22 protein-coding genes are annotated in these 24,039 nt (G+C 62.9%); 8 read left to right on the forward strand and 14 right to left on the reverse strand.

Annotated elements, in window-relative coordinates; genetic code table 11:
- Nucleotides 1–17: 17 nt before the first annotated feature.
- Together CO670_RS11695 and CO670_RS11700 are read right to left on the reverse strand one after the other, a co-directional pair.
- Nucleotides 18–224 carry a hypothetical protein gene (locus CO670_RS11695; protein WP_088675548.1) on the reverse strand — a complete coding sequence of 69 codons (207 nt, stop codon included), beginning with the start codon at nt 222–224 and terminating at the stop codon, nt 18–20.
- Nucleotides 225–533: 309 nt separating this feature from the next.
- On the reverse strand, nt 534–962 hold the full coding sequence (locus CO670_RS11700; protein WP_097590387.1) for a DoxX family protein: 429 nt from the start codon (nt 960–962) through the stop codon (nt 534–536).
- A gap of 131 nt (nt 963–1,093) precedes the next feature.
- Between CO670_RS11700 and CO670_RS11705 the strand changes: the two genes are divergently transcribed.
- A complete protein-coding gene (locus CO670_RS11705; RefSeq protein WP_097590388.1) occupies nt 1,094–1,996 on the forward strand; it encodes a LysR family transcriptional regulator in 903 nt (300 codons plus the stop codon).
- Between the two features lie 13 nt (nt 1,997–2,009).
- Here the strand turns inward: CO670_RS11705 and CO670_RS11710 are convergent, their stop codons facing one another.
- Complete coding sequence (locus tag CO670_RS11710; RefSeq protein ID WP_141502265.1) at nt 2,010–4,571, reverse strand: bifunctional diguanylate cyclase/phosphodiesterase; 2,562 nt, start codon at nt 4,569–4,571, stop codon at nt 2,010–2,012.
- A gap of 1,034 nt (nt 4,572–5,605) precedes the next feature.
- Here CO670_RS11710 and CO670_RS11715 point away from each other — a divergent pair.
- The 6 genes from CO670_RS11715 to CO670_RS11740 all read left to right on the forward strand — a co-directional run bounded on the left by CO670_RS11715 (nt 5,606) and on the right by CO670_RS11740 (nt 12,301).
- Nucleotides 5,606–7,696, forward strand: a complete 2,091-nt coding sequence (locus CO670_RS11715) for an EAL domain-containing protein (protein ID WP_176538927.1) — start codon at nt 5,606–5,608, stop codon at nt 7,694–7,696.
- Between the two features lie 42 nt (nt 7,697–7,738).
- On the forward strand, nt 7,739–8,989 hold the full coding sequence (locus CO670_RS11720; protein WP_097590390.1) for an ABC transporter substrate-binding protein: 1,251 nt from the start codon (nt 7,739–7,741) through the stop codon (nt 8,987–8,989).
- Between the two features lie 184 nt (nt 8,990–9,173).
- The gene (locus tag CO670_RS11725) at nt 9,174–10,538 is read left to right on the forward strand and encodes a TadE/TadG family type IV pilus assembly protein (RefSeq protein WP_097590391.1); all 1,365 of its coding nucleotides are present in this window, start codon (nt 9,174–9,176) and stop codon (nt 10,536–10,538) included.
- Nucleotides 10,535–11,065: a TadE/TadG family type IV pilus assembly protein gene (locus CO670_RS11730; RefSeq protein WP_097590392.1), complete on the forward strand. Its 531-nt coding sequence runs from the start codon at nt 10,535–10,537 to the stop codon at nt 11,063–11,065. Before CO670_RS11725 ends, CO670_RS11730 begins: the two co-directional genes overlap by 4 nt.
- Before the next feature lies 1 nt (nt 11,066).
- The gene (locus tag CO670_RS11735; protein WP_097590393.1) at nt 11,067–11,651 is read left to right on the forward strand and encodes a TadE/TadG family type IV pilus assembly protein; all 585 of its coding nucleotides are present in this window, start codon (nt 11,067–11,069) and stop codon (nt 11,649–11,651) included.
- Nucleotides 11,652–11,776: 125 nt separating this feature from the next.
- Complete coding sequence (locus CO670_RS11740; protein WP_097590462.1) at nt 11,777–12,301, forward strand: hypothetical protein; 525 nt, start codon at nt 11,777–11,779, stop codon at nt 12,299–12,301.
- A 63-nt stretch (nt 12,302–12,364) separates the two neighbouring features.
- Here CO670_RS11740 and CO670_RS11745 read toward each other — a convergent pair whose 3' ends face one another.
- Together CO670_RS11745 and CO670_RS11750 are read right to left on the reverse strand one after the other, a co-directional pair.
- A complete protein-coding gene (locus CO670_RS11745) occupies nt 12,365–13,216 on the reverse strand; it encodes a hypothetical protein (protein ID WP_097590394.1) in 852 nt (283 codons plus the stop codon).
- A 103-nt stretch (nt 13,217–13,319) separates the two neighbouring features.
- A complete protein-coding gene (locus CO670_RS11750; RefSeq protein ID WP_176538925.1) occupies nt 13,320–14,372 on the reverse strand; it encodes a proline racemase family protein in 1,053 nt (350 codons plus the stop codon).
- A 203-nt stretch (nt 14,373–14,575) separates the two neighbouring features.
- On the opposite strand from CO670_RS11750, the gene CO670_RS11755 reads away from it, so the two are divergent.
- Nucleotides 14,576–15,577, forward strand: coding sequence for an Ldh family oxidoreductase (locus CO670_RS11755; RefSeq protein ID WP_097590396.1), 1,002 nt, complete (start codon nt 14,576–14,578; stop codon nt 15,575–15,577).
- Between the two features lie 4 nt (nt 15,578–15,581).
- On the opposite strand, the gene CO670_RS11760 is transcribed toward CO670_RS11755, so the two are convergent.
- From CO670_RS11760 to CO670_RS11800, 9 genes are all read right to left on the reverse strand, one after another.
- A complete protein-coding gene (locus CO670_RS11760) occupies nt 15,582–16,259 on the reverse strand; it encodes a GntR family transcriptional regulator (RefSeq protein WP_097590397.1) in 678 nt (225 codons plus the stop codon).
- Between the two features lie 80 nt (nt 16,260–16,339).
- Nucleotides 16,340–17,095 (reverse strand): SDR family NAD(P)-dependent oxidoreductase, encoded by a 756-nt coding sequence (locus tag CO670_RS11765; RefSeq protein WP_097590398.1) that lies wholly within the window; start codon nt 17,093–17,095, stop codon nt 16,340–16,342.
- 63 nt (nt 17,096–17,158) lie between these two features.
- On the reverse strand, nt 17,159–17,923 hold the full coding sequence (locus tag CO670_RS11770) for an SDR family NAD(P)-dependent oxidoreductase (protein ID WP_097590399.1): 765 nt from the start codon (nt 17,921–17,923) through the stop codon (nt 17,159–17,161).
- Nucleotides 17,924–17,931: 8 nt separating this feature from the next.
- Nucleotides 17,932–18,966 (reverse strand): proline racemase family protein, encoded by a 1,035-nt coding sequence (locus tag CO670_RS11775; protein WP_097590400.1) that lies wholly within the window; start codon nt 18,964–18,966, stop codon nt 17,932–17,934.
- Nucleotides 18,963–20,453, reverse strand: a complete 1,491-nt coding sequence (locus tag CO670_RS11780) for an aldehyde dehydrogenase family protein (protein WP_097590401.1) — start codon at nt 20,451–20,453, stop codon at nt 18,963–18,965. Before CO670_RS11780 ends, CO670_RS11775 begins: the two co-directional genes overlap by 4 nt.
- Nucleotides 20,454–20,487: 34 nt before the next feature.
- Complete coding sequence (locus CO670_RS11785; protein WP_097590402.1) at nt 20,488–21,726, reverse strand: FAD-dependent oxidoreductase; 1,239 nt, start codon at nt 21,724–21,726, stop codon at nt 20,488–20,490.
- A gap of 59 nt (nt 21,727–21,785) precedes the next feature.
- A complete protein-coding gene (gene dapA, locus CO670_RS11790) occupies nt 21,786–22,664 on the reverse strand; it encodes a 4-hydroxy-tetrahydrodipicolinate synthase (RefSeq protein WP_097590403.1) in 879 nt (292 codons plus the stop codon).
- A gap of 28 nt (nt 22,665–22,692) precedes the next feature.
- Complete coding sequence (locus CO670_RS11795; RefSeq protein ID WP_176538926.1) at nt 22,693–23,361, reverse strand: amino acid ABC transporter permease; 669 nt, start codon at nt 23,359–23,361, stop codon at nt 22,693–22,695.
- Nucleotides 23,362–23,370: 9 nt separating this feature from the next.
- Complete coding sequence (locus CO670_RS11800) at nt 23,371–24,033, reverse strand: amino acid ABC transporter permease (RefSeq protein WP_097590404.1); 663 nt, start codon at nt 24,031–24,033, stop codon at nt 23,371–23,373.
- Nucleotides 24,034–24,039 lie beyond the last annotated feature (6 nt).

The raw sequence follows: 24,039 nt of genomic DNA on the forward strand, positions 1-24,039 counted from the left end.
GACGATCGTCTGCTCTATCAACCTTCGACGATCAATTGGCTCAACTCACCGTTCAGCCTGTCGAGTTCGTCCAGAACCTTGCGGATCCGGGCGCGCGCCTGAAGCATCTGATCAATATCGGTATCCGTGACGGCGGACGGCCCGCCCACGGCCTGCGGCTCGCAAGCGTCTACCGGGATGTTGGAAAGCTGATGGGGAAAGGGAATGATTTCGGCAATGTGCATTTCATTATTTCGTATTCTGGAGGACAGGAAACGCTCATGTCTCCAGGTCCGATTGCGCATGGGCTGCGGCGTGCTTCATCGCCGGACAACCGGAACAGTTCGCTATTCATTTCAATGAGTTGCTCTGTGTTCGTATGACAGTAAACGCCGGATCAGCCTTAACAAAATCCTACTTTAGGGCGCCGCGCAGCTCACTTTGCGGCTTTGCTGCGCCAAGTGGACAGAGCTGCGACAATCGGATAGCGCAATCGAAGGCTGCAGGACTGTCGGCGCCGATCCTTCACCAAGCGCTGGCCCGCTCGTCATCCCTCATCCGCGCGGCGCGATCGGCGCCCGCTTGCCTCGCCCCCACAGGATGAATGCCGAAAGAGCAAGCAGAATGACGTTGAGCGGCAGGGCCGCCGCTTCGCCGCGGGACAGATGAAAGATCATGGCAGCGATTTGCAGAAGCACGCAACCGAGTGCGGCGAGCACGGTCAGGCGCGGCTGGATACGGGTCAATGCCGGCAGCAGAACGCCCACTCCGCCGGCAAAATCGATGATACCCATGAGACGCAGGAACCATACGGGAACTTGGCCCGGCCATACCCACATCGCCGCCAACTGATCGACCGGCATGAAGAATTTCATGCAGCCGAACAGGGTGAAGCCGGCAAAGATAAGCACTTGCGCGGCCCATAGACCGGCCCGGAGCAATTTTCCGGCAGGCGGGGCGGAAGCAGTGGCAACATCAGACATTCGAATCTCCTAAAACAGCAGCGCTACGCCGGACCGGCATGCGATCACGGCCGAGCCGAACAGATAAAGCTGGAGACCCATCGCGAAAACCGGTATATTTTCGAAATAATTTATCGATTGGATCGATGAGAATGCAGCCTCACCCGACGCTCGATCAGCTTCATGTGTTTCTCACCGTGGTGGAGAAAGGCAGTTTCTCAGCTGCCTCCCGCGCGCTCAACCGCACGCAATCGGTCGTTAGCTATACAATCGCCAATCTCGAGGCGCAGCTCAGGGTCTCGCTGTTCAGCCGCTCCGGCACCAAACGGCCGCAGTTGACGGAAGCCGGCCGATCGGTTCTCGAGGATGCCCGCCGGCTGCTCGGCGATCTCGACCTGATGCGGGCTCGGGTCCAGGCCTTGAGCGACGGGCTGGAGGCAGAGCTCAACGTGGCGATGAGCGGCATCGTGCCGTCGCACATCGTCGTCGACGTGCTGCGCGCCTTCCGCAGTCACTATCCCACCGTCTCCCTGAATGTGACGGTGGGCACACTTGGGATCGTCATGGACGCGGTCATCAATGGTAAAGCGGTCGTCGGCTTTGGCGGCGCCATGGCGACGAGAAGCGATCAGATCGTTTTCGAACGGATCGGCCAATCGGCCATGATCCCCGTCGCAACCCCCGATCATCCCCTCGGCATGCTGCGCCGACCCATAAGTCTTGCCGACGTGCGGGACGAGACCCAGCTCGTCGTCTACGACGCCTCGGGATTGACGAAGGGCCGCGATTTCAATGTCTTCTCACTCAAGACCTGGCGGGTCAGCGACAACGCGACGAAGCACCTTTTCATTCGCGGCGGCCTCGGCTGGGGCGGGCTACCGGCCTACCTGGTCGAGGACGACCTTGCCGACGGCCGCCTCGTCCAACTCCAGTTTCCCGCCTTCGACCAGGGCGCATACCCGATCCATGCGATATGCAACGTCGCCAACCCGCTGGGACCTGCGGCGCGGTGGCTCACCGGGGAGCTGCAGGCGAGGCTTGCCGGCGCGAAGTGACGCTCGGGCGCGCTCACCCGCGAGGCCACACCTCGCCCGAACTGGAGCCGCCAGCCGGAGAGCGCAGCCGCAGGGCGATGATCTCCGCTTTCGGCACGGCTCTGCTGTAGAGGAAGCCTTGCGCGGAGCCGCATCCGTTGGCGGCAAGAAAGGCCGCCTGCTCGGCGGTTTCGACGCCTTCCGCCACGACATTCTGCCCGAGACAGCGCGCGATGGAGAGGATCGCCTTGACGAGCTCCTCGTTGCGCCGGTCGGCGCTGTTGATGAATGATCGGTCGATCTTCAGCGTGTCGATCGGAAAGCGCGCCAGGTAGTTCAGCGCCGAATAGCCGGTGCCGAAATCGTCGATGGCGATCGAAAATCCCATGCCGCGAAGTTCGGAGAGCGTCTGCAGCGTCTCGTCCTTCTGATCCAGAAGAAGGCTTTCGGTGATTTCGATTTCGATCCATTCGGCGCGGCAGCCGGTCGCGTCGAGAATCTCGGCGATCGACTTCACCAGCCCGATGGACTGGAATTGTTTGACCGACAGGTTGACCGCCACCTTGTGCGGCGCCTGGCTGCCGGCGTTCAATTCGACCGCGGTCTGGCAGGCCTCGCGCAGCACCCATCGCCCGAGTTCGACGATCAGCCCGGTGTCTTCGGCGACGGGAATGAACCGGTCGGGAGGGATCATGCCCATCTCGGCGTGACGCCATCTCAGCAGCGCTTCGGAGCCGACCATTGCGCCGCTGTCCAGGAGCACCTTCGGCTGGTAGTGCAGTTGCAGCTCTTCGCGTTCGATGGCGCGGCGCAACTCCGATTCCAGCCGCATGCGCTCCTCGGCACTCGCCGTCAGGTCCTTGGAATAGAAGCGAAAATTGTTTCGTCCCGAGCGCTTGGCGAGATACATCGCCGAGTCCGCATATTTCACCAGATCGTTGGCGTCGGCGCTGTCGCCGGGATAGAGGGCGATGCCGACGCTGCAGGAAATGAAGACCTCCTTGCCGTCGAGCAGGAAGCCGCCCTTGAACTTTTCGAGAATGCTGCTGGCGATGCGGCCGAGATCATCGCCTTGCCTGAGATCCGGCAGCAGGATGGCGAACTCGTCGCCGCCGAGACGGGCGACGGTATCGTAATCGCGGACGCTGGCATTGAGACGGGCGGCCGCCTGACAGAGCAATTCGTCGCCGACGGGATGGCCCATCGTATCGTTGACCACCTTGAAGTGGTCGATGTCGATCAGCATCACGCCGGCCCGCTGGCCGCGCGACCCTGCCGAGGTGATCATCTGCCGCAGCCGATCGTTGAACAGCGAGCGGTTCGGCAGCGCGGTCAGCGGATCGTAGAAGGCCATCTGGTGGATTTTCTGGCGCGAGGCGTTCAGCTCGGTCACATCGCGCGCGACGCCGAGAACGCCGACGATTTCTCCCGCCGCATCCGTGACCGGCACCTTGCGTGTTTCCAGCAGAATGGATTGGCCGCTCTCCTGCGAAACGACCCATTCCTCGTCGCTGAGGATGCATTCGCCCGCCTTGATCGCCGCCTTGTCCGACTCCTGAAAGAACCGGGCCCTTTCTATATCGAACAGCTCGAAATCCGTCTTTCCGACGACCTCGGCTTCCGTCAGCCCGGTCAACCGTTCGAAAGTGTGGTTGCACAGCAGGTAGACGCCATTCATGTCCTTGACCCAGATCATGTCGGGCATGGTCTGGAGCACGCTCAGCAACTGCGTCCGCACCGAATTGATGGCGTCTTCGGCTTGTTTTCGCTCGGTGATATCTCGCGAGAATGCCAGCAGCGTGGTGGCGGCAGGATCGGCGCTCGGCCGCCTGGCCACGGACAGCTCGAACCATCGCGTTTCGCCATTCGGCAAAGCGATGCGGATGCATCGGCCGTAGGCTACTCCGTCCCGGCCAGCCGTGCGAAGAGCCTCCATCGCGATGGCTGCCTGATCGGCTGCAAGAACGTCGTTGACCGTCTTGCCGAGCAGCATCTCCTTCTGCTGGGCGAGCAGTTCGGGATTTCTCGTCCAGACCTGGAGATAACGGCCCTCCTCATCCGCTTCGAACAGAACATCCGGTATGGCGGTGAGAATACCTTCTGCGAATTCGAGCGCCTTCTTCAGCTCGCGCTCGGCCTGCTTGCGTTCGGTAATGTCGACGACGGCGCCGATCAGGCCGGCCGGAGTGCCGTTTTCGCCCGAGAGCACCGCCTTGTTCCAGACGACATCGCGCACCGTACCGTCCGCAGCGATCATCTTCCTTTCAGAATACTGGGCTCCGCCTCTTTCGAGGAGGGCCTCGTTCTCGATCAGATAGAGTTCAGCCAGATGCTTCGAGTTGAGATCGAAATCCGTTTTCCCAATGATCTCTTCGCGTTCATGGCCGCAGAAATCTTCGAAAGCCTTGTTGCAGCCAACGTAGCGGCCATGCGGGCTCTTATAGAAGACAGGAAGGGGAAACGGCCCGAGCAGCGCATCGAGAAGCGCTTCCCGGTCGATCGCGGCGTCCTGATGCTCAGCGCCTTTTCCCTCGCCGCCATGCTTTTCCGTAAAGCGGGCAGGCGGCCGAGACGATTGGGACGACGGCTTCGTCATGCGTTTACTCACCATGAGCAACAACCGGATATGTCATCCACCGGCCGATTATTCTTCCAAGAAGCCGCCCAAGTCATTTGAGAGGCGCGGGTCCGCTGCAATCGAGCACGTCGCTCGGCCCAAAATACTGCGGTCAGAAAATTAAGAGATCGCTCTGTCTGCGGCGGCGCTGCTATTTCCGGCGCGCGATACGGATCGCCCGCGCGCAAAGTGGATAGTCCCGCCGGCAAAAACCGCCGGCCACCGCCCGGTTTCGTCGCGGCAATCGCCTGTGGGGCATCGGCCGGACGGCTCGAACGCGCGCCCGACGCGGACGTTTCGAAGCGGGACGGATTTTTATCCGAAATCCGAACCCTATAGCCAAATCACGACGCTTTCATATCCGATTTCCTGCAAGAAGCTGGTTTCATTGCCTTTTTGACACAAGCATTTACGCTTCTGAAACCAGACCTTCCGCAGTTTGACCCCAATGAGGTGCCGCTTGAACTTCTCCGCCATGACGACGGATCGCGGGACGAGCCAGAATCCGCGCCGTGCGTCAGGGAAGACGGCATAGGCCGAAGGGGGAGGAACATGGTCGATAATTCAGGATCCGCATGACGGCAGCTCTTAACGGCGCGACGCGACGGCGCCGGCCCTGAAAAACGGAACATTCCCGTCGTTTGACATTCGTAAGGCGCAGACCTGCGCCGGCATTTGCTCGCGGCAAGCGCCGCAAGCGAAGGCGCGCGCTGCCGCGGTTTCAAGAGCTCCCGCGGCAGCGCTGCAGCCGGCGGCGATCGCCAGTAACGGCGCCCATCGGCGGCGCGGTTTCATATTCCCGGCGTGCCAGTGCCCGGCGCGCGGACCAGGGCCATGACGGCCGATCTCTAGGTAAATCATCGTGACGCAACCGTCCGGCGCCAAAACGTGTGGCTCGAAGCCTGCCTGTTGGAAACAGAATAATCTCAAGAACGAGTTCACCGGCGCTGAGGCCGAAAGCAGCTCGGCCGGCTATCTTTCCTGATGGAGCGCGAACGGTGATTGGATCGGATATCGAAGATACGGCGCCGTCAGGCGAGTCCCATTCTTCCGTGGCGAAATATATTCGCTCCATCGGGCGGCACTACGTCGCCGCCGTCGTCGTCATGACGGTTCTGATCGGCGCGACCTTCCTCACGGTCAAGGTGGCCCTCGATCGCCATTCGCTGCAACAGGACATCAGCTATCTCACCGGGCGCCAGTTCATCCGCTTCCAGCAGCTCGCCAACCAGACGCGGGCGGTCATGCGGGCCTCGACCGATCCGAATATGCCGGAATATATCATCCGGCCGATGGTCGAGGACGTTCAAAAGGCGATCGGCGAGATCCGCGCCATGAGCGTCGAGCTGAACGACCTCAACGACAGGGTCGAGGCGAACTTCCTCCAGCGGCTCAACGGGCCGGACCCGGCGGCCGAGAAATTGCGGCTCGAACTCGACGGGCGGCTGGAGGATTTTCTTCATCGCGCCGAACGCGTCGTCTCGGCGAAATTGCAGGAGCGGCGGGAGCGTTACAGCTTCTGGGGGCCGATCGATTTCGCGGTTTCGTCCGACAGCATGCTGATGCGCCAGTTCAGCGCCCTGATCGACAGCGCGCATGACAGGAGCGACGTGAGCATCGATCATACCCGCCTCATCAGCGCCGTGCTTCTCAGCCTGACCGCGGCCACGCTCATTCTGGCAACCCTCATCCTCTTCATACCGCTGCTGGTAAAGCTGCGCACAGAGCACCGCCGGACGCTCGATTTCGAGATCAAGCTCACCCATCTCGCGCACACGGACACGCTGACGGGCCTCGGCAACCGCTCCTCGTTCAACGACGCCTTGAACGGGCTGTTTGCTTCCCTCGAACGGACGGGCGCAGGCTTTTCGATGCTGCTGGTCGATCTCGATTACTTCAAGGCCACCAACGACAGTTTCGGCCATCCGGCAGGCGATGCCGTTTTGAGCCACGTCGCAAAGGCGCTGCAGAAGACCTTCCGCGCCGGCGACGTGGTCTCCCGGCTCGGCGGCGACGAGTTTGCCGCGCTCCTTCCCGGCATTTCGGACGCCGCGACGCTGGAAGGCATTGCCGCGCGCGCCGTTGCCGCCATTGCGGCGGAGTGTCATTTCGAGGGCCGGCTGCTGCCGGTTTCGGCAAGCATCGGCGGCGCCGTCGTTCCCGGCCACGCCGCCGACGAGGCGACCCTCATGCGCATCGCCGACGTGGCGCTCTATGCCGCCAAGGCCAAGCGCAACACGGCCGTCATCTTCGACGAAGCGTCCCTCGCCCAGCGCCTGGAACAGAACCAGCTTGCCGCAGCCCTCGCCTTCGCCGCCGACCGTGACGAGTTCGTCGTCTACTATCAGCAGAAGGTCGACCTGCAGACGGGCAGGCATCTCGGCTTCGAGGCGCTGGTGCGCTGGCGCCACCCGCAGCTCGGCATCCTGCCGCCCGGCCGTTTCCTGCCGCTGATGGAAGGGCACCTGATCCAAAGCATGACGCGCTGCATCGTCAATACGGTCGCGCGCGATCTCAGGGCATGGAAGGCGGCGGGGCTCGCCGCCGGTTCGGTCGCCATCAACCTGCCGGAGGCCCTGCTTGTCAGCCATGACGGCTATGATCTCATCGCTGCGGCGGTCAAGGCGAACCGGCTCGACTGGCGCAATTTTGCGATCGAGGTCACGGAAGACGTGTTTCTCAACCGCGGCGCCAACCAGATCGCCGAAACCATCTCGCGGTTCCGCGAGCATGGGGTCTCCGTCTCGCTCGACGATTTCGGCACCGGCTTTGCCTCGCTTGTGCATCTGCGCGACTTCCCCTTCGACGAGCTCAAGATCGACCGCAGCTTCGTTGCCGAAATCGGCAAGGACGTTCGCTCGGAGCAGATCATCAGGGCGATCATCGACCTCGCCCGCAACCTCGGAAAACGCTGCGTCGCGGAAGGCATCGAAGACGAGGTGCAGCGTGGCTTCCTTCTGAATGCCGGCTGCGAAACCGGCCAGGGTTATCTGTTCGCCAAGCCGGAACCGGCTTCGGTGGCGACCGAACGATTGCTGCGCCGTCCGGCGGCGCGGGACGTATCGGGGCGGCCGCGCAAGTTGCGGGCCGGAGCTGTCTCCTGAGCGGAAGCGCGCGGGATCAATCAATCAAAAAGGGGACAAGACATGAAACGGGAAATCAAACTTGCATGGTTTGCCGCGGCTTTGGCGGCCACGGCTCCTGCGGCACCAGCTTTTGCGGAACAAGGCATGGCGGTCGACGTCGCGCATTTCTGGATATCGAAAAGCGAATCCGCCGCGCTCGACGTCTACCGCAAGGCCTGGGCGGCGGCCGGCAACCAGTGGGCCGACATGCCGGCGGAAAACAAGGTCGCCGTCCAGCGCGCGGTGAGCGATCGCATCGCCAACGGATATGCGCCGGCGGTCATGCAATGGAATGCGAACGAGGGATCGCGCGAACTGCCGGAAATGGGCATCGTGCAGGATATCGACGATGTCGCCGAAGCGGATCACTGGCGGGACGTCATTCCCGCGACGGTTCTCGACCGCATCTCCTACAAGGGAAAGGTCTACTTCGCCCCGACCAACATCCACGCCGAAAACTGGCTCTGGACGAACAAGGCGGCATTTGCCGAAGCGGGCGTGAAGACGCCGCAATCCTGGGACGAGATCTTTGAGGCGGCCGAAAAGATCAAGGCGACGGGACGCGTGCCGATCGCGCTCGGCGGCAAACGATGGGAGGTGTCGCTCATGTTCAACGACATCATCTATCACAAGTTCGGTCCGGAAGGTTACGCCCGTATCATAAGCGGCGATGCCGCGCTGGTGCAGGATCCGCGCATGATCGAAGCCCTGGATCTGCTGTTGCGTCTGTCCGACTATGTCGAACCTTTCGAGAAGCGCAAGGACAAGACCTGGGCCGATGCCACGGCGGCAGTCGGCCAGGGCGCGGCCGGCATGCAGTTCATGGGCGACTGGGCCAAGGGCGAGCTTGCGGCGCGCGGCTACAGCCCCGACAAGGACTTCGACTGCAACCTCGTTCCCGGCACCTCGATCGCCTATTTCATGGTGGTCGATGCCTTTGCCTTCCCGCTTACCAATCGCGACGGCGCGACTCAGGCGCAGCAGGCTTTCGCCCGCATGGTGCTCGATCGCGACAATCAGGTCGCGTTCAGCCGGATCAAGGGATCGCTGCCGGTGCGCACCGACGTCGATCCAGCCGGGCTCGATCGCTGCGGCCAGCTCGGCCTGGAGATGATCAAGGCCAGGAAGGGTGAAGTCAGCGCCCAGTCGCAGGCCATGCCGACCCAGATGTCGGAGGGCTGGATTGCCGTGGTGGGCGACTTTTTCAACGACCGGACCATGTCTTCGCAAGATGCTCAAAGACGCCTGCACGACCTGCTGATGCAGCGCTGAGGGGAAGCTCGGCGCGCACGCGCCGCGATGCGCGAATATCCAGAAGTCGCAGACATGTCCAAAACGCGCAGCAAACAATGGCCCGGCAGCCTGGTTTCCCAGGGAGCCGGGGAAATTAACAAACCCTCAAGTTTTCCGGATACATCTTGCTTTTGCTATTTTTTGTTTTGCACAACGGTGTTTTTTGAAGTCGGCTCTTTCATCCTCACGTGATCGAATTGCAAGCGCCCTTCGCGGTCTCGGAAGGGAAAAGGGCGGCAACGTCGCGATCGTCGTCGCCCTCAGCCTCGTGCCGATGCTCGTCGCGGTCGGCGCGAGCTTCGACTACATTCGCAGCTACAATGTCCGGCAGCGAATGCAGAGCGACCTTGACGCGGCCCTGATCGCCGCGGTCAAGCAGATCAACAACGCCGAGGACACCGACGCTCTCAAGACGAAGGTTTCCGACTGGTTCCACTCACAGGTGGACAACAGCTACACGCTTGGTGAAATCGACATCGATACCGCCAACCACAACATCACGGCGACGGCAAGCGGCACCGTTCCCACAACCTTCATGAAGATCGCCAACATCGATACCGTCGATGTCAGCGTGGCGAGCGCCGTCAAGGGGCCGGCCACCTCCTATCTCAACGTCTATATCGTCATCGACACCTCGCCCTCGATGCTGCTGGCGGCGACGACCTCGGGCCAGGCGACCATGTATTCCGGCATCGGATGCCAGTTCGCCTGCCACACCGGCGACGCCCACACGATCGGCAAGAAGACATATGCCAACAACTATGAATACAGCTCGGAAAAGAAGATAAAGCTGCGCGCCGACGTCGCCGGCGACGCCGTGCGCGAAGTGCTCGACATGATCGACGAATCCGACGCCAATCATGAACGGATCAAGGTCGGACTCTATAGCCTGGGAGACACGCTCACCGAAGTTCTGACCCCGACGCTGAGCACCGATACGGCACGCACCCGCCTGGCGGATGCGAGCTACGGCCTCACCAGCGCGACCTCGAAGGCCGCCACCTATTTCGACGTATCGCTTGCGACGCTCAAGCAGAAGGTCGGCGCCGGAGGGGACGGAACCACCTCAGGCTCGCCGCTCAAGCTGGTTCTGCTGTTGACGGACGGCGTGCAGTCGCAGCGCGAATGGGTGACCGACGCAGTGGTATGGAGCAAGGGAAAGGCGGTATCCGGGGCATACTGGAACAAGGTGGCGCCGCTCAATCCCGAATGGTGCGGCTATCTCAAGAACCAGTCCAATACGATGGCGGTGCTCTACACCGAATATCTGCCGCTCACCTCCGACTGGGGCTATAACGCGACCGTCGGCTCGACCATGGCCAGCGCCAACTGGAAGAACACCTGGGGCGGCACCATGGACAGCGGCGTTTCGAGCAGCATTACGAGACGGGATTACATCCCCTATGCGCTTGCCGGCTGCGCCTCGTCGAAGAGCCTGTTCATCTCGGCATCGTCGTCGTCGGAGATCACGGCCGGCCTGTCGACGCTCTTTACCCAGTATCTCTCTTCCGTCCGGCTGACCCAATGACCTCAAGAAAACGCTTTGCCCTGTTTCGCGGCCTGCTCGGCGATCGCAACGGGGTGGCCGCGATCGAGTTCGCGATCCTGGCCCTGCCGCTCTTCATCATGATATTCGGCATCATCGAAGTGTCGCTGATGTTCTTCGTCAACTCCTCGCTGGATGCTTCGGTCCACAAGATCTCCCGGATGATCCGCACCGGCGAGGTCGCGTCGTCAAAGATCACATTGAACAGCTTCAAAGCCAAGATCTGCGACGACATGATTCTGGCTTTCAGCTGTTCCAGCGGTCTCGTCGTCAAGGTCAGCGTGCTTTCCGACCTGTCGTCCGCCGCCAGCACCGATCCCATCGACAACAGCGGCAAGCTCGCCGTCACCGAGACCTACGATATCGGCAAGGGCAGCGACTACATCCTGGTGCAGGCATTCCTGCCCTGGGAAGCCACCGTCAATTTCTTCAGCCTGTCGAGCGCCAAGCTTTCCGACGGCCGCTATCTCCTCGGATCGTCCGCTCTGTTCCGCAACGAGCCCTTCTGACATGATCATGAAACCGAGCCTCGCTCTTCTTACCTTCGTCAGGTCACGAATCCGCCGGCTCGCATGCGACCGTACGGCCGCCTCGGGCGTCGAATTCGCACTGGTGCTGCCGATCCTGATCATGCTGCTGTTCGGCACCGTCGATCTCGGCCATGCCCTCACCGTCAGCCGCAAGATAGACGAGATCGCATCCAGCACAGGCGATATGATCGCCCAGCAGAGCACCTGGACGAAGACCGACGTCACCAAGCTTCTCTCCGGCGCGAGCTTCATCCTGCAGCCCTATGACACCACCGGGCTGACGATCACGGTCACGGTCAACGATGTCGACAACAGCGGCAAGGCGACCGTCAACTGGTCGGCCGCGTTCAACACCGCGTCGCTCGCTTCCGGCACGGCAAGCGCCATCGACATACCGAAAAAGATACAGGAGACCGGCGTGCAGGTAGTGCTGACCCGTGTGGAATACACGCTGACGACACCGGTCTCGGCGTTTTTCTCGAATTTCACCGGACAGAACGGCTACAGCTTCGACCATCATTTCTTCAATCGCCCCAGGGTCAGCGACACGATCACCTACAATTGAGCCGCAGGCTCAGTGACATTCTGACCGTTGTCGCCGGCGCGACAATGGTGCATTGCTTCGGCCGTTCGGCGGACCGGCCTTTCCAGGGAATCGCAATGCATCACGGTGAAAATGAAGGACATGAAATGACGGCAGGAAAAGCTTGCCGCGCCATGCGGAAACTGCCTGCCATGGCGCCGATCGCGTTGGCCGCGATCATGAGTTCTCATGCGCCCTCGACGGCCGCCGCTCAAGCCGATCTTCACTGGTCGCAGGACCCGGCCAGCCATTGCAGCTTCGTGGCGCCGGCCTCCCTGACGACGGGACCGACCTTCTGGATCGGCGCATGCGTCGACGGAAAGGCGTCGGGGGAAGGCATGCTGCGCCGCCGCGACGGCGACAAGGCGGGGGCGGCCTTCTTCGGCCGGATGGAGGATGGGGTTCCCCAGATCGGCGTCGTCGATCTGACCGATGGATACAGGGCCGGCAGTTTCAGCGACGGCGATATCGGCGGGCAAACCGATCCCGACCCGCAGGACAGGATAGACGCCTTTCGCATCGCAGCCGAGGCGGCGCGGATGGTCGGCGCCAAATATGCCGCCGAGAAGAATGCGGGATCTGCCCGCCATTACGAAGAGCTCGCCAAGACCTTGGAGCAGCAGAACGATTGAGCGGCGGCAGATGAGCGAGACATTGCGGCGACGAATATCACCAGCCTTTACTGGGCGGTCGGCTCACCCGGCGAGCTTGACGATGCCGTAGGGATTGAACTTGAACTCGTCCACCTCATAGGTGGACTCGAAGGAGAGGCTTGCCCCGCGCGCTTTTAGAGTGGCTTCGAGGCCTTCCCTCGCGATCTCGTCGGCAACCGCGTCCATGATGGCGACGATCTGTCTTTCGCTGCCTGCCGTGTCAGGCACATAGACCTCCGGCAGCCCGACGAGATGGAAGCCGACGCTTTCCAGATATCCGCGCGCCGAGAGCGGCCGCTTGGCGAAAGCCAGACGGCCGATGCGCTGCTCGGCGAGAGTGTCGCCCGCCTTTTGCGCATCGGCGCCTTGCCTGATCAGCGCTCTCCAGCGATCGAGCCCATGCGCGATGCCGGCGCTTTCGCCTTTTACGGCAACCGCGCCCGCATCGATCATCCGTTCGATGAGGCGGAGCGCCGCCATCGAAACCTTCACCGTCTCCGCCTGCTCCATGCTCGGCCCGAGGACGTAGAGAACGGATTGATGATCGGCGACGGCCTGCTCGTCGGCCGCGCTCCACGCATCGGGTTCGACCCGATCCCAGCATACGTCGAAGGACCGGCTCATTCTGTCGTCCGGCTCGCCCTGAGAATATTCCTCATCGACGCTGAAGCCGGCGGCGAAATCGCCGATCGCCTGCGACGCCGCCTCGGACAAGCGGCTGAGATCGCTATCCCTGCCGAGGAAACAGAAGACATGCCTTGGCTTCACCGACGACGCCTCCTCCTGCGTCGTCGTTTCCTCCTTGGTATCAGGGCTGGATTCCGTGGCGAGGGACGGCTTCCAGCCGATCATCGCCCACAGGGAGCCGAGGAGTGTGCGACGCATGAGCTTCATGAAGCCTTCCGTTCGGTCGAATGTTCATGGCTCAGCCTTATAAACATTCGAATTCCGAAACGGAAGCAGGATCGTCGCCACAGGCGATGCCGCCTGCCCTTCGTCAGGCCCAGATATCGCCCGGCATGAAGCCTTCGGTGAAAGGATCGTCATTGTCCAGAACGAGCGTGTTCAGGCCGGAGATCCAGCTGGTGCCGGTCAGTGTGGGAACGACGGCGGCCTTGTCGCCGATCCTTGCCTCCTCGACCAGTCTGCCGGTGTAGACATTGCCGAGAATCCCCTGATGCCGGAAATCCTGATTGAGCGGCAGTTCGCCCTTGGCATGCAGAACGGCCATCTTCGCGCAGGTGCCGGTGCCGCAGGGGCAGCGGTCGAGCGCGCCCGTCCAGGTCGCCGGATCGTCCCAGGAGAGATCGCCGGTCGCCATCGTCACCGTGTTCTTCCAGTCGGCCTTCGGATCGTCGGTCGGACCGGAGAGCTGCGAGATCGTAATGCCGACGCCGGGATAATGCGGATGGGCAACCGGCAATTGCTCGATGGCCGCCTGCCGGATCATCGCGGACACGCGCGCGATCTCCCGCCCATGCGCCGGGATCAGTTCAAGGCCCTTGAACTGACGGACGTCGGCGATGACATAGAACATGCCGCCCCAGCCGACATCGACGGTGACCTTGCCGAGATGCGGCACATCGATGACGGCGTCGAGATGGGCGGCGAATGCCGGCACGTTCTTGAAGGTCACGCTCTTGACCTTGCCGTTGCTGCACTCCGCCTTCACGCGGATGAGACCGGCCGGCGCCTCGAGAACCAGCTCGGTGACCGGCTCCTTCATCGGCAGCATGCCCATTTCCAAAAGGACCGTCACCACCGAGATGGTATTGCCGCCGGACATCATCGGATATTCGACCTGCTCCATGATGACATAGCCGGCATCGGCCTCCGAATGACAGGGCGGCACGATGATGTTGCAGCAATGGGCGGGATAACCGCGCGGCTCGCGCAGCATCAGCTTGCGCAGCTGGTCGTCATTGGTCTCCAGCCATTTCATCTTCTCATAGACGGAGTTGCCGGGAATATGCGGCACGCCGCCCGTGATCACGCGCATCGGCGTGCCTGCGTGAGTATCGACCGCGTGGATCGTTCTTTTGAATCCCATGACCATTCTCCTCTGAGGTTCGGCTGCGCCATTGTGTGCAAATTTCGTATACGATATCATTTATACGAAGTCACAGACTTGTCAATCATGAGAGTCATGTTTATGAACATAGATGTACATTTCTCGCCGGAAGCGTCTTGGGAATAGCCGGCCGAAGGCTCAAAGGCGCGGCGGCCAAGGAAACACAGGATTGGAGATTTGCGATGACCGATGAGGTCCTACTCGAGCAGGCGCAAGCCGAGTCTTTGGCGATGCGGGCCTGCCTGGCAGCGGGTGCCGGGGAAGCCACCGCCCGCTCGCTCGTCGACGCAACCTTGTCCGCCATGCTCTATGGTCCTGCGGCGCTCGGCTTTCCGCATATGGTCGATTACCTCGACAGCTTCCGCGAAGGCCGCATCAATTGCGATCCTGCGCCGAGCTGCGAACGCCCCTACCCCGCCTTCTTCGTCGCCGATGCCGACCGGGGCATTGCCCAGCTCGGCTTCGACCTTGCCTTCGACCAGTTGGTCGAAGCGGCGCGCACCTTCGGCGTTGCGATCTTCACGCAGACCAACAGCTATACGGCCGGCGAACTCGGTTACTACGTCCGCAGGCTTGCCGGCGAAGGCATCGTCGGCCTCGCCGCCACCAATGCCAATGCCATGGTGGTCGCCAAGGCGGGCGGGCCCGCCGTCTACAGCACCAACCCGATGGCCTTTGGCTTTCCGCTGGGGGAAGGCTCGCTGCCTGTTGTCATCGACCAGGCGTCGAGCGCGACGGCTTACGTCAACATCGTTGCAGCCGCGGCTGAAGGGCGCAGCATCCCGGAGGGATGGGCCGTCGACGAAGCCGGCAAGGACACCCAGGATGCGGCGAAAGCACTTGGCGGAGCGCTTCTCCCCTTCGGCGGGCGCAAGGGCGCCAATGTGGCGCTGATGGTGGAAATGCTGTCGGCGGGCCTTTCGGGCGGCCCCTGGTCCCTGGACACGCCGTCTTTCAGGGAGGGGAGCGTCAGCCCCGCCGTGGGATTGACCGTCGTCGCGATGATGCCGGGGCGCACTGATGATGGCCTGATCGAACGCGCCCGCTGCCAGGCCGGCCGCCTTCAGGAGAAGGGTGTCTTCGTGCCGGGGGTCAGCGGCATCGACTATCCGCGGCCGGCCTCGGAAAGGCTGAAAGTGCCGCGCTCTGTCTTCGAGGCCGTCACCAGGATCGCGGGCCCCTGACGGCTCAGCCGGGCTTCTGCGCGGGGAGATGCTGGAGAAGCGACTGGCAGGCGCTCATGATGTGGGCATAAAGCAACTCTGCGGCCGCTTCCTCGTCCCGCTTGCGGCACGCTTCGAGAATTTGCCGATGCTCGCGATCGGCGGTCTGCTGGCCGTGCGACAGCGTCAGCTGCACCCGGAGATATCGTTCCAGCCGGTCGTTTACCGAACGGATCGTATTGACGAGGAACGGCCGGCGGGCGTCCTCATAAAGACGGCTATGAAAGCGCCAGTTCAATTCCGACCACCGGGCGACATCCGTTTCATCCGCGAATGCGTCGCAATAGCCCAGCGCCTCCTTGAAGGTCTCTTCCGTCATGTGGGGGATCGAGAGCTTTATCGCATTGGTTTCCAGGATCGCCCGCACCTCGAAGATCTGGGCGATCTCCGGCTCGGAGAGGCTGGTGACGATCGCGCCCTTGTTGCGATGGAATTCCACCAGGCCTTCGGCCTCGAGCCGCTTCAGCGCCTCCCGGACCGGAATCTTGCTGACGTTGAACAGCCGGGCGACATCGTCCTGGCGGATCGGCTCGCCTTCGTCGAGCGATCCATCCGCGATGGAATCGCGGATGAATTTCAGGATCACATCCGAGGCCGTGGGCGCCTTCCCGAGATTTGTCACCTGCGCGGTGTTGAAAGGCATTCCCCAGGCTCCTTCTTTTCGGGATGAAGATCCTGCCTGGGATATCGTAGACGATCTCTTAGCTCAAGGCCGGTCGCGCATCAGGCGACGGCTTGCGCCCCGGTGATTTCCACCAGCGAGCCGCACATGAAGGCCGCCTCATCCGATGCGAGGAAGGCGACGAGAGCCGCCACTTCCTCCGGCTTGCCGATGCGGCCATAGGGAACGAGCTTGTCGAGATCGGCGATCGTCCGGCCGGAACGCTTGACGCCAGCTTCGAGCATCGGCGTGTGGATTTCACCGGGGCAGACGGCGTTGACGCGCACCTTGTCGGGCGCATAGTCGCGGGCGAGGTTCTGGGTGAAGGCGGCGACGGCCGCCTTGGTGGTGTTGTAGGCGATGTGGTTCGGCGCGGGGTAAAGCCCCCATTGCGAAGCCGTGTTGACGATCGCGCCGCCGCCGGCTTCGATCATATGCGGAAGAGCCGCGCGGCAGAGATGGAACATCGAATCCAGATTGACCGCGAAGCTCAGCTGCCAGTCTTCATCCGAAAGCGACAGCAGGTTGCCGCGCCGGTTGATGCCGGCATTGTTGACGAGCACGTCGAGCCGCCCCTTGATGGCAAAGGCCTTCCCGATGAGCTCGACACAATCTTCCTTGCGGGAGATGTCGGCCGCAATCGCGACTGCCAAGCCGCCCGCCGCCTCTATGAGCGAAGCGACTTCGTCTGCCGCCTGCGCATTGGCGTCGGTCACCACCACCAGCGCACCCTCATCGGCCAACCGCTTCGATATGGCCGAGCCGATGCCGCCGCCCCCACCCGTGACCACTGCGACCTTGCCGTGGAATCTCTTCATGTCGAATCTCCTTTTGGCGCAATTTTGAACGCAGAACCGCTGCACATTTTTGCTGGAATTGCTCTACCTGATATAGCTGCCGCCATTGACGTCGAACGTCGCCCCATTCACCGATGCCTGCGAAGGGCGGAGCAGGAAGGCGACAAGCTCTGCGATCTCGGCCGGCTCGGCCATCTCGCCGATCGGGATGTCGCCGACAGCGGCATCCTTTCCGTGCCTCGTCACGAACTCCTCGGTCATCTCGGTGCGCACCCAGCCCGGCGCGATGGAGACGGCGACGACCCCGTCGCGGCCGAAGCTCCTCGCAATCGACTTCGTGAGATTGACGAGCGCCGCCTTCGTCGCGCCGTAAGGCATGGCGTCGGCAGCATAGCCGCGCTGCCCGGCGCGGCTGGCGATATTGACGATCCGCCCGCCGCCATGCTGCTTGAAATGCACGAGCGCTTCCTTGCAGAGATCCGCCGCGGCGAAGAAATTCACGTGGAATTCCTTCTGCCAGGCGGCCCGCCAGTCGGAAGGATCGGCATCGATCGAAATCTCGGTGCGGATGCCGGCATTGTTGACCACGGCATGGATGCGCCCCGCCGCCGCGAGCGCGTCGCGCCAGAGCGCGAAGGCGCCGTCCGGACTGGAGAGGTCGGCCTGGACGATCAGCCCGTTGCCGCCGAGCTTGTGAAGCAAGGCTTCCGCGCGCTGCCTGTCGCGGCCGTAGTGGATGATCGGACGCGCACCTTCGGCGGACAGGCGCTCGACGATCGCCGCGCCGATCCCGCCCGATGCTCCGGTGACGAGGACGGTCTGGCCGGTCAGAGGTTGAAGGTGAGACATGGCGGCTCCTACCTGAGTAAACCGACCTGGGGTCCCCAGGTATCGGACAGCGCAAAACCGGTGGCGAAAGGATCGTCTTCGGAGATGCGAAGCTGTTCGCGGCCGTAGATGAAGGCCCGGCCTGATATTCTCGGCAGCACGGCGCGGCGACCGCCGACCTCAGTTTCGCCGATCGCTTCGGCCAAAAACTCGCCGCCGATGATCGACCGCGACGTCCTCAGGTCGCCGATGGAAACCTCGCCGCGGGCAAAAAGCGTCGCAAGGTTCGCCGAACTGCCGGTGCCGCAGGGCGAGCGATCGACACGGCCGGGCTGCAGCGTCGTGCAGGTCCTGACAGCGCCATCGGCATCGCGGCTGCGGAACATCACATAGGCGATCTCATTCACGCCGCTCAAGACGGGATGGGCGACCGAGACCTGACCTGCGAGCAGCGACTTGAGCTCGATCCCGGCCTCCGCCAGCAGCCGGGCATTGGCAGGCGCGATATCGAGGCCGAGCTGATCGACGTCGACGAGCGCATAGTAAACGCCGCCGAAGGCGACGTCGATCCTGATGCACCCCCATTTCGGCGTCTCGACCTCTTTATCCAGCGCTTCGGCGAAGCTCGGCACATTGTCAAGGCTGACGGAGAGGCAGCGACCGTCGCGGCAGGCGGCGCGCGCGACGATCAGGCCCGCAGGCGTATCCAGGCGGACGACCGTCTCCGGCTCGGACATCGGCACCCGCCCGCTTTCGACCAGCGCCGTCACCACGCAGATGCAATTGCTGCCGGACATCGGATGGGCGCGGTCGGCCTGCAGCACGATGAAGCCGGCATCGGCATCCGCACGCGTCGGCGCGACCAGCAGGTTCACCGACATGGCGACGTTGGCGCGCGGCTCGAAGGTGACGAAACGGCGCAGGCTGTCGTCGACCGTGTTGATGTGGTTCATCTTGTCGAGCATGGTCGCGCCCGGTATTTCGGGCGCGCCTGCGACGATGACCTTGCCGATCTCGCCCTGGCAGTGGACCTGCAGCAGGTCGAGGCTGCGCTCCCAGTTCATTCGGCCGCCTCCGGCTTGATGTACCAGCCCCAGGGCTCCTCGCTGACGAAGCGGGTGATCTGCTTGGTCTCGAGATAGTTGTCGAGGCCCCAGCGGCCGAGTTCGCGGCCGATGCCGGATTCCTTGTAGCCGCCCCAGGGCGCTTCGGTGAAGGTCGGCTGCGAGCAGTTGATCCAGACGATGCCGGCGCGGAAGGCCGCCGCGACGCGTTCGGCCCTGGCATCGTCCTTCGACATCACGGCGGCCGCAAGGCCGAAGCGGGAATCATTAGCGAGCGCGATCGCCTCCTCTTCGGTGGCAAACGGCCGGATGCAGACGACGGGCCCGAAGATCTCCTCGACCCAGGCGGCGCTGTCGAGCGGAACATCCGTCAGAACGGTCGGCTGGAGGTAGTAACCCTTGTCGAACCCTTCGGGCCGCGCGCCGCCGCAGGCGACCGTGGCGCCGGCCTGCCGCGCGGCATCGATCGCCGCGACGACCTGCTCGTGCTGGCGCTTGGAAACCAGCGGCCCGAGGAGCACGCCCTCGTCCAGACCATTGCCGATCTTGATCTTCTTCGTTTCCTCGACGAGCCGCGCAAGCAGCCGTTCGTAGATCGTCTCCTGCACGAGGACCCTTGAGGTCGCCGAGCAGACTTGGCCCTGGTTCCAGAAGATGCCGAACATGATCCATTCGACGGCCTTGTCGATATCGGCGTCCTCGAAGACGACAAAGGGCGACTTGCCGCCGAGCTCGAGGCTGACGCGCTTGATGTCGCGGGCGGCGGCGGCCATGATCTTCGAGCCGACCGGTCCGGAGCCGGTAAAGGCGAGCTTGTCCACTTGCTTGTGATCGATGATCGCCTGGCCGGCGACCGAGCCGGCGCCGGTCAGAATATTGAGCACGCCGGGCGGCAGCCCGGCTTCGTCCGCGACAGCAGCCAGTTCGAGCGCCGTCAGTGATGTCAGCTCGGCGGGCTTCAGCACCACGGTGCAGCCGGCGGCCAAGGCCGGGGCGACCTTCCAGGCCGCCATCAGCAGCGGATAGTTCCAGGGGATGATCGCGCCGGCCACGCCGAGCGGCTCGCGCACCGCCTTGGAGCTGAAACGCTGATCGGGAAGCACGATCGCCTCCTCGGGATTGTTGTCGAGCTGTTCGGCAAGCCCCGCATAAAAGTCGAAGCAGCCCGCCGCATCCGCGACGTCCCAGTCGGCTTCGGGAAACGGCTTGCCGTTGTCGAGAACTTCGAGGCGGGCGATCTCGGCCTGGCGGGCGCGGATGCCTTCGGCGATGGCGCGAAGATATCTGGCGCGCTGGGCGCCCGTCAGCTTCGGCCAGCCATCCTTGTCGAAGGCGCGGCGCGCTGCCTTGACGGCGAGATCGACATCCTCGGCCGTTGCCGCTCCAATTGTCTGGATCACCTCTTCCGTTGCCGGGTTCGTCACCGTGCAGGTGCCGCCCTTGACCGGTTTCACCCATTGTCCGTCGATATAGAGTTCGCTTCGCATGTTCACTCCCTTTCGCCTTGCGCCGGCGCCGCTTTCAGAAGCGGTCGACGCGATAGGGTTTCATGTCCACGGGCGGTTCTACGCCCGTGATGAGATCGGCCATCAAGCGGCCGGTGGTGGCCGCATAGGTGAGGCCGAGATGTCCGTGACCCGTCGCGTACCAGACGTTGCGGCGCCTGGCGGATGGTCCCATGACCGGCACGGTGTCGGGCAGCGCCGGGCGATGCCCCATCCACTCCGTCGCTCCCTCGGCTTTCAGTTCCGGCAATGCCTCCCGAGCCCGCTTCACCAGGATCTTTGCGCGCCGATAATCCGGCGGAGCGTCGAGACCGGCCATCTCCACCGTGCCGCCGACGCGGATACCGCCCGCCGTCGGCGTCACCATGAAGGCGCGCGCCGGCCAGATCACCGAATGGCGCATCGAAATGCCTGCTTGCATGATCTGCGTGTGGTATCCGCGCTCGGTTTCGAGCGGGATGTGTTCGCCGAGCAGCTTGGAAAGCCGGGCGGTGAAGGCGCCGGCCGCAAGCACCACCTTGTCGGCCGCAAGGCTGCGCCCGTCCGCCAGCCGCAGAGCCGAGACGCCGGCCTCGCTCCGTTCGAAACCGACGACGTCACCTTGGACGATCCGTCCGCCGAGCGCCTGGAACTTTTCGGCAAGCGCGGTCACAAGCCTGTACGGATCGGTGATCGAGCGGTTGTCGGGAAAGAGCACCGCCTTGCCGATCTTCGTCGTCAAGGCCGGTTCGAGATCGCGGATGGCGTTTCTGCCGAGGATTTCATGCCGGAAGCCGAAGCGCTCCAGGATTTCTATATGTTCCCGATCCGCCCGGAACTCGGCGTCGTCGGTATAGAGACTGAGGCACCCCTCGGCCGTCAGCATATGCGTCAGGCCGGTCTGCTTGAGCAGGGCGTCCAGATCTTCGTAGACACGGCCGCAGAGCGCAGCGCCGGCCGCCTCCAACTCCCTCAATTTTGAGGGGCGACTGGCGGCGAGGAACCTCAGGAACCAGGGCACCAGTTTCGGCAGGTAACCGGGCCGGATGCGCACTGGCCCTTCCGGATCGAGCAGCCATTTCGGCATCTGCGCCCAGATGCCGGGGCGCGAGGCCGGCATGAATTCGGTGACGGCAATGCTCGCCATGTTGCCATAGGAGGCGCCCGTGCCGGGCGCGGCCTTGTCGAACAAGGCGACGCTGTTGCCCCGGCGCTGGAGTTCATAGGCGATGGTGGTGCCGATGATACCGGCGCCGACGACCACGATGGATGACACGGAAACCTCGCAATGTCAGAGATTTCGAGGCGGCTTGGCCGCCCCGGATCTGTTATCGGTTACCAGTTGAGGATCGGCTCCATCGCCGCCCTGAACTCGGCCTTTTCCTCCGGCGTCAACTCGCCGAGCGGGGCGCGGCACTGCCCAACGGGCAGTCCCTGAAGTTCGCAGCCATATTTGATCTTCTGCACGAACTTGCCGCTTTCGAGGATGTTCATCGCCCTATAGAGGGTCTTCATCATCTCGCGCGCCTTGCCGAGGTCTCCCGACTTGTAGGTTCGGTCGAGATCGCAGCAGGCCTTGGCCATGCAGTTGGACGGGCCGCAGATCCAGCTTTCCGCGCCCCAGAACATGAAATCGAGCGCGATATCGTCGGAGCCGCTGACGAGCTGGATCTTGCCCTCATAGCGGCTGGCGATGTCGATCGCCCGCTGCAGCACGCCCGAGCTTTCCTTGATGCCGATCACGCGCGGATTGTCGGCAAAATGATCCATCAGCTCGAAGCTGATGTCCGAGCCATCCTTGGCCGGATAGGAATAGAGGACGAGGTTCACGTCGACGGCGCCGAGCACGGCTTCATAATGCCTGATGAGTTCGGCCTGCGTCGGGCGGGTATAAAACGGCGGCGCCAGCAGCACCGTGTCGTAGCCGATGTCGCTCGCCATCGCCGTCTGCTCGATCACCTCGCGGGTGGCGGGCGCGTTGGTGCCGGCGATCAGGATTTCGCCCGGCCTGGCAAATTCCTTGACGAACTGCAGCACGTCACGGCGCTCTTCCCTGGACTGGCTGAAATACTCGCCGGTCGAGCCGTTCGGCACCCAGCCGCTGACGCCTGCCTCGCGCAGATGCGCCAGAAGCTTTTCGAACGCCTTGAAGTCGATCCTGTTGTTCGCGTCGAAGGGAGTGATGAGCGCGGGCATGACGCCGGAAAGTTTCATGAGATGTCTCCTGTCCTGGGAACGGCTGTTAGATTGCGAGCTTCTTGAGAATGCGTCCCTCGATCAGGGAGACCGCCCGCGTGAGGGGGAAGGCGATGACGAAGTAGATGAGGGCGACCACCGTCAGCACTTCGACGGGACGGGCCGTATTGTTGGAGATGTTCTGGCCGACGAACATCAGGTCCGCCATGCCGACGGCGGAGACCAGCGCGCTCTCCTTGAACAGGCTGACGCAGTTCGACAGCAGCGTCGGGATTGCCCGCAGCACAGCCTGCGGCAGCACGACATTGACGACCTGGACCCTGTTCGGCAGGCCGAGCGCGACGCAGGCGTCCAGCTGTTCGCGGCCGATGGATTTGAGGCTCGCCCGGAAGGTCTCGCTGGTGATCGCGCCCATATAGAGCGTCAGCGCGATGACGCCGGAAGCCAGGTTCGAAAGTTCGACGCCGAGGAGGAGCGGCAGGCAGAAGAAGATCCAGAAGAGCTGGATCAGCACCGGCGTGCCACGGAAGAATTCGACATAGGCGCCGGCAATGGCGCGTAGCGCCAGATTTCGCGACGACCTCGCGAGGCCGACGAGGAAACCGAGAGAACATCCGAGCACGATGCAGATCAGCGTCAGCTTGATCGTCATCCAGAGGCCGAGCAGCAGCGCGTTTTCGAAGCGCAGCAGGATTGAGAAATCGAGCGTCATCATGCTGGCCTCCTAGCTGACGAGGATCTGGCGGCGGCGTTCGAGCAGGCCGACGATCTGGGTGATTGGGAAGGACACAGCGAAATAGATCAGCGCCACGACGGTGAAGGTCTCGATCGGCCGGTAAGTCTCCGTTGCCAGCGTCTTGCCCTGGTACATCAGGTCCTGGATCGCCACGATCGCGACCAGCGCGCTCTGCTGGAAGATGACGATGCCGTTGGTCAGCAGCACCGGGATCGAGGCGCGGAACGCCGTCGGGAAGACGATGTAGAGCACCCGCTGCAGCGGATTGAGGCCGAGCGCGATGCCGGCATCGAGCTGCTCGCGCGGCACCGCCTGGATCGCGGCGCGATAGGCTTCGGCGTTGAATGCCATCAGATTGAGCCCGAGCGCCATGATGCCCATCGTCATCGGATCGAGGAAGACGTCGAACAGCATCGGCACGCAGTAGAAGATCCAGACGATCTGAACGATGGCAGGCGTGCAGCGGAAGAATTCGACGAACAGCATGAAGGGCAGCCGCACGAGCCGGTAGGGGCTCATGATCAGAAGCGCGAGCGCGAAGCCGAAGACGATGCCGATGACATTGGCCGCCGCCGTCAGCTGCAGCGAAACCCACAGGCCCTGCAAGAGCGGCGCAAGCGTCACCGCGTGAAAGTCGAACGTGTAGTTCATGGCCTG

It is taken from the genome of Rhizobium sp. J15 (assembly GCF_002531825.1).
Classification (GTDB): Bacteria; Pseudomonadota; Alphaproteobacteria; order Rhizobiales; family Rhizobiaceae; genus Rhizobium.

Coding starts and splice junctions, on each gene's coding strand:
- CO670_RS11770 (WP_097590399.1), bottom strand. CDS start 17,923: ATGTCTCACCTTCAACCTCTGACCGGCCAGACCGTCCTCGTCACCGGA.
- CO670_RS11775 (WP_097590400.1), bottom strand. CDS start 18,966: ATGAACTGGGAGCGCAGCCTCGACCTGCTGCAGGTCCACTGCCAGGGC.
- CO670_RS11740 (WP_097590462.1), top strand. CDS start 11,777: ATGACGGCAGGAAAAGCTTGCCGCGCCATGCGGAAACTGCCTGCCATG.
- CO670_RS11705 (WP_097590388.1), top strand. CDS start 1,094: ATGCAGCCTCACCCGACGCTCGATCAGCTTCATGTGTTTCTCACCGTG.
- CO670_RS11710 (WP_141502265.1), bottom strand. CDS start 4,571: ATGACGAAGCCGTCGTCCCAATCGTCTCGGCCGCCTGCCCGCTTTACG.
- CO670_RS11765 (WP_097590398.1), bottom strand. CDS start 17,095: ATGAAGAGATTCCACGGCAAGGTCGCAGTGGTCACGGGTGGGGGCGGC.
- CO670_RS11800 (WP_097590404.1), bottom strand. CDS start 24,033: ATGAACTACACGTTCGACTTTCACGCGGTGACGCTTGCGCCGCTCTTG.
- CO670_RS11780 (WP_097590401.1), bottom strand. CDS start 20,453: ATGCGAAGCGAACTCTATATCGACGGACAATGGGTGAAACCGGTCAAG.
- CO670_RS11695 (WP_088675548.1), bottom strand. CDS start 224: ATGCACATTGCCGAAATCATTCCCTTTCCCCATCAGCTTTCCAACATC.
- dapA (WP_097590403.1), bottom strand. CDS start 22,664: ATGAAACTTTCCGGCGTCATGCCCGCGCTCATCACTCCCTTCGACGCG.
- CO670_RS11720 (WP_097590390.1), top strand. CDS start 7,739: ATGAAACGGGAAATCAAACTTGCATGGTTTGCCGCGGCTTTGGCGGCC.
- CO670_RS11700 (WP_097590387.1), bottom strand. CDS start 962: ATGTCTGATGTTGCCACTGCTTCCGCCCCGCCTGCCGGAAAATTGCTC.
- CO670_RS11745 (WP_097590394.1), bottom strand. CDS start 13,216: ATGAAGCTCATGCGTCGCACACTCCTCGGCTCCCTGTGGGCGATGATC.
- CO670_RS11730 (WP_097590392.1), top strand. CDS start 10,535: ATGACCTCAAGAAAACGCTTTGCCCTGTTTCGCGGCCTGCTCGGCGAT.
- CO670_RS11750 (WP_176538925.1), bottom strand. CDS start 14,372: ATGGGATTCAAAAGAACGATCCACGCGGTCGATACTCACGCAGGCACG.
- CO670_RS11755 (WP_097590396.1), top strand. CDS start 14,576: ATGACCGATGAGGTCCTACTCGAGCAGGCGCAAGCCGAGTCTTTGGCG.
- CO670_RS11735 (WP_097590393.1), top strand. CDS start 11,067: ATGATCATGAAACCGAGCCTCGCTCTTCTTACCTTCGTCAGGTCACGA.
- CO670_RS11760 (WP_097590397.1), bottom strand. CDS start 16,259: ATGCCTTTCAACACCGCGCAGGTGACAAATCTCGGGAAGGCGCCCACG.
- CO670_RS11795 (WP_176538926.1), bottom strand. CDS start 23,361: ATGATGACGCTCGATTTCTCAATCCTGCTGCGCTTCGAAAACGCGCTG.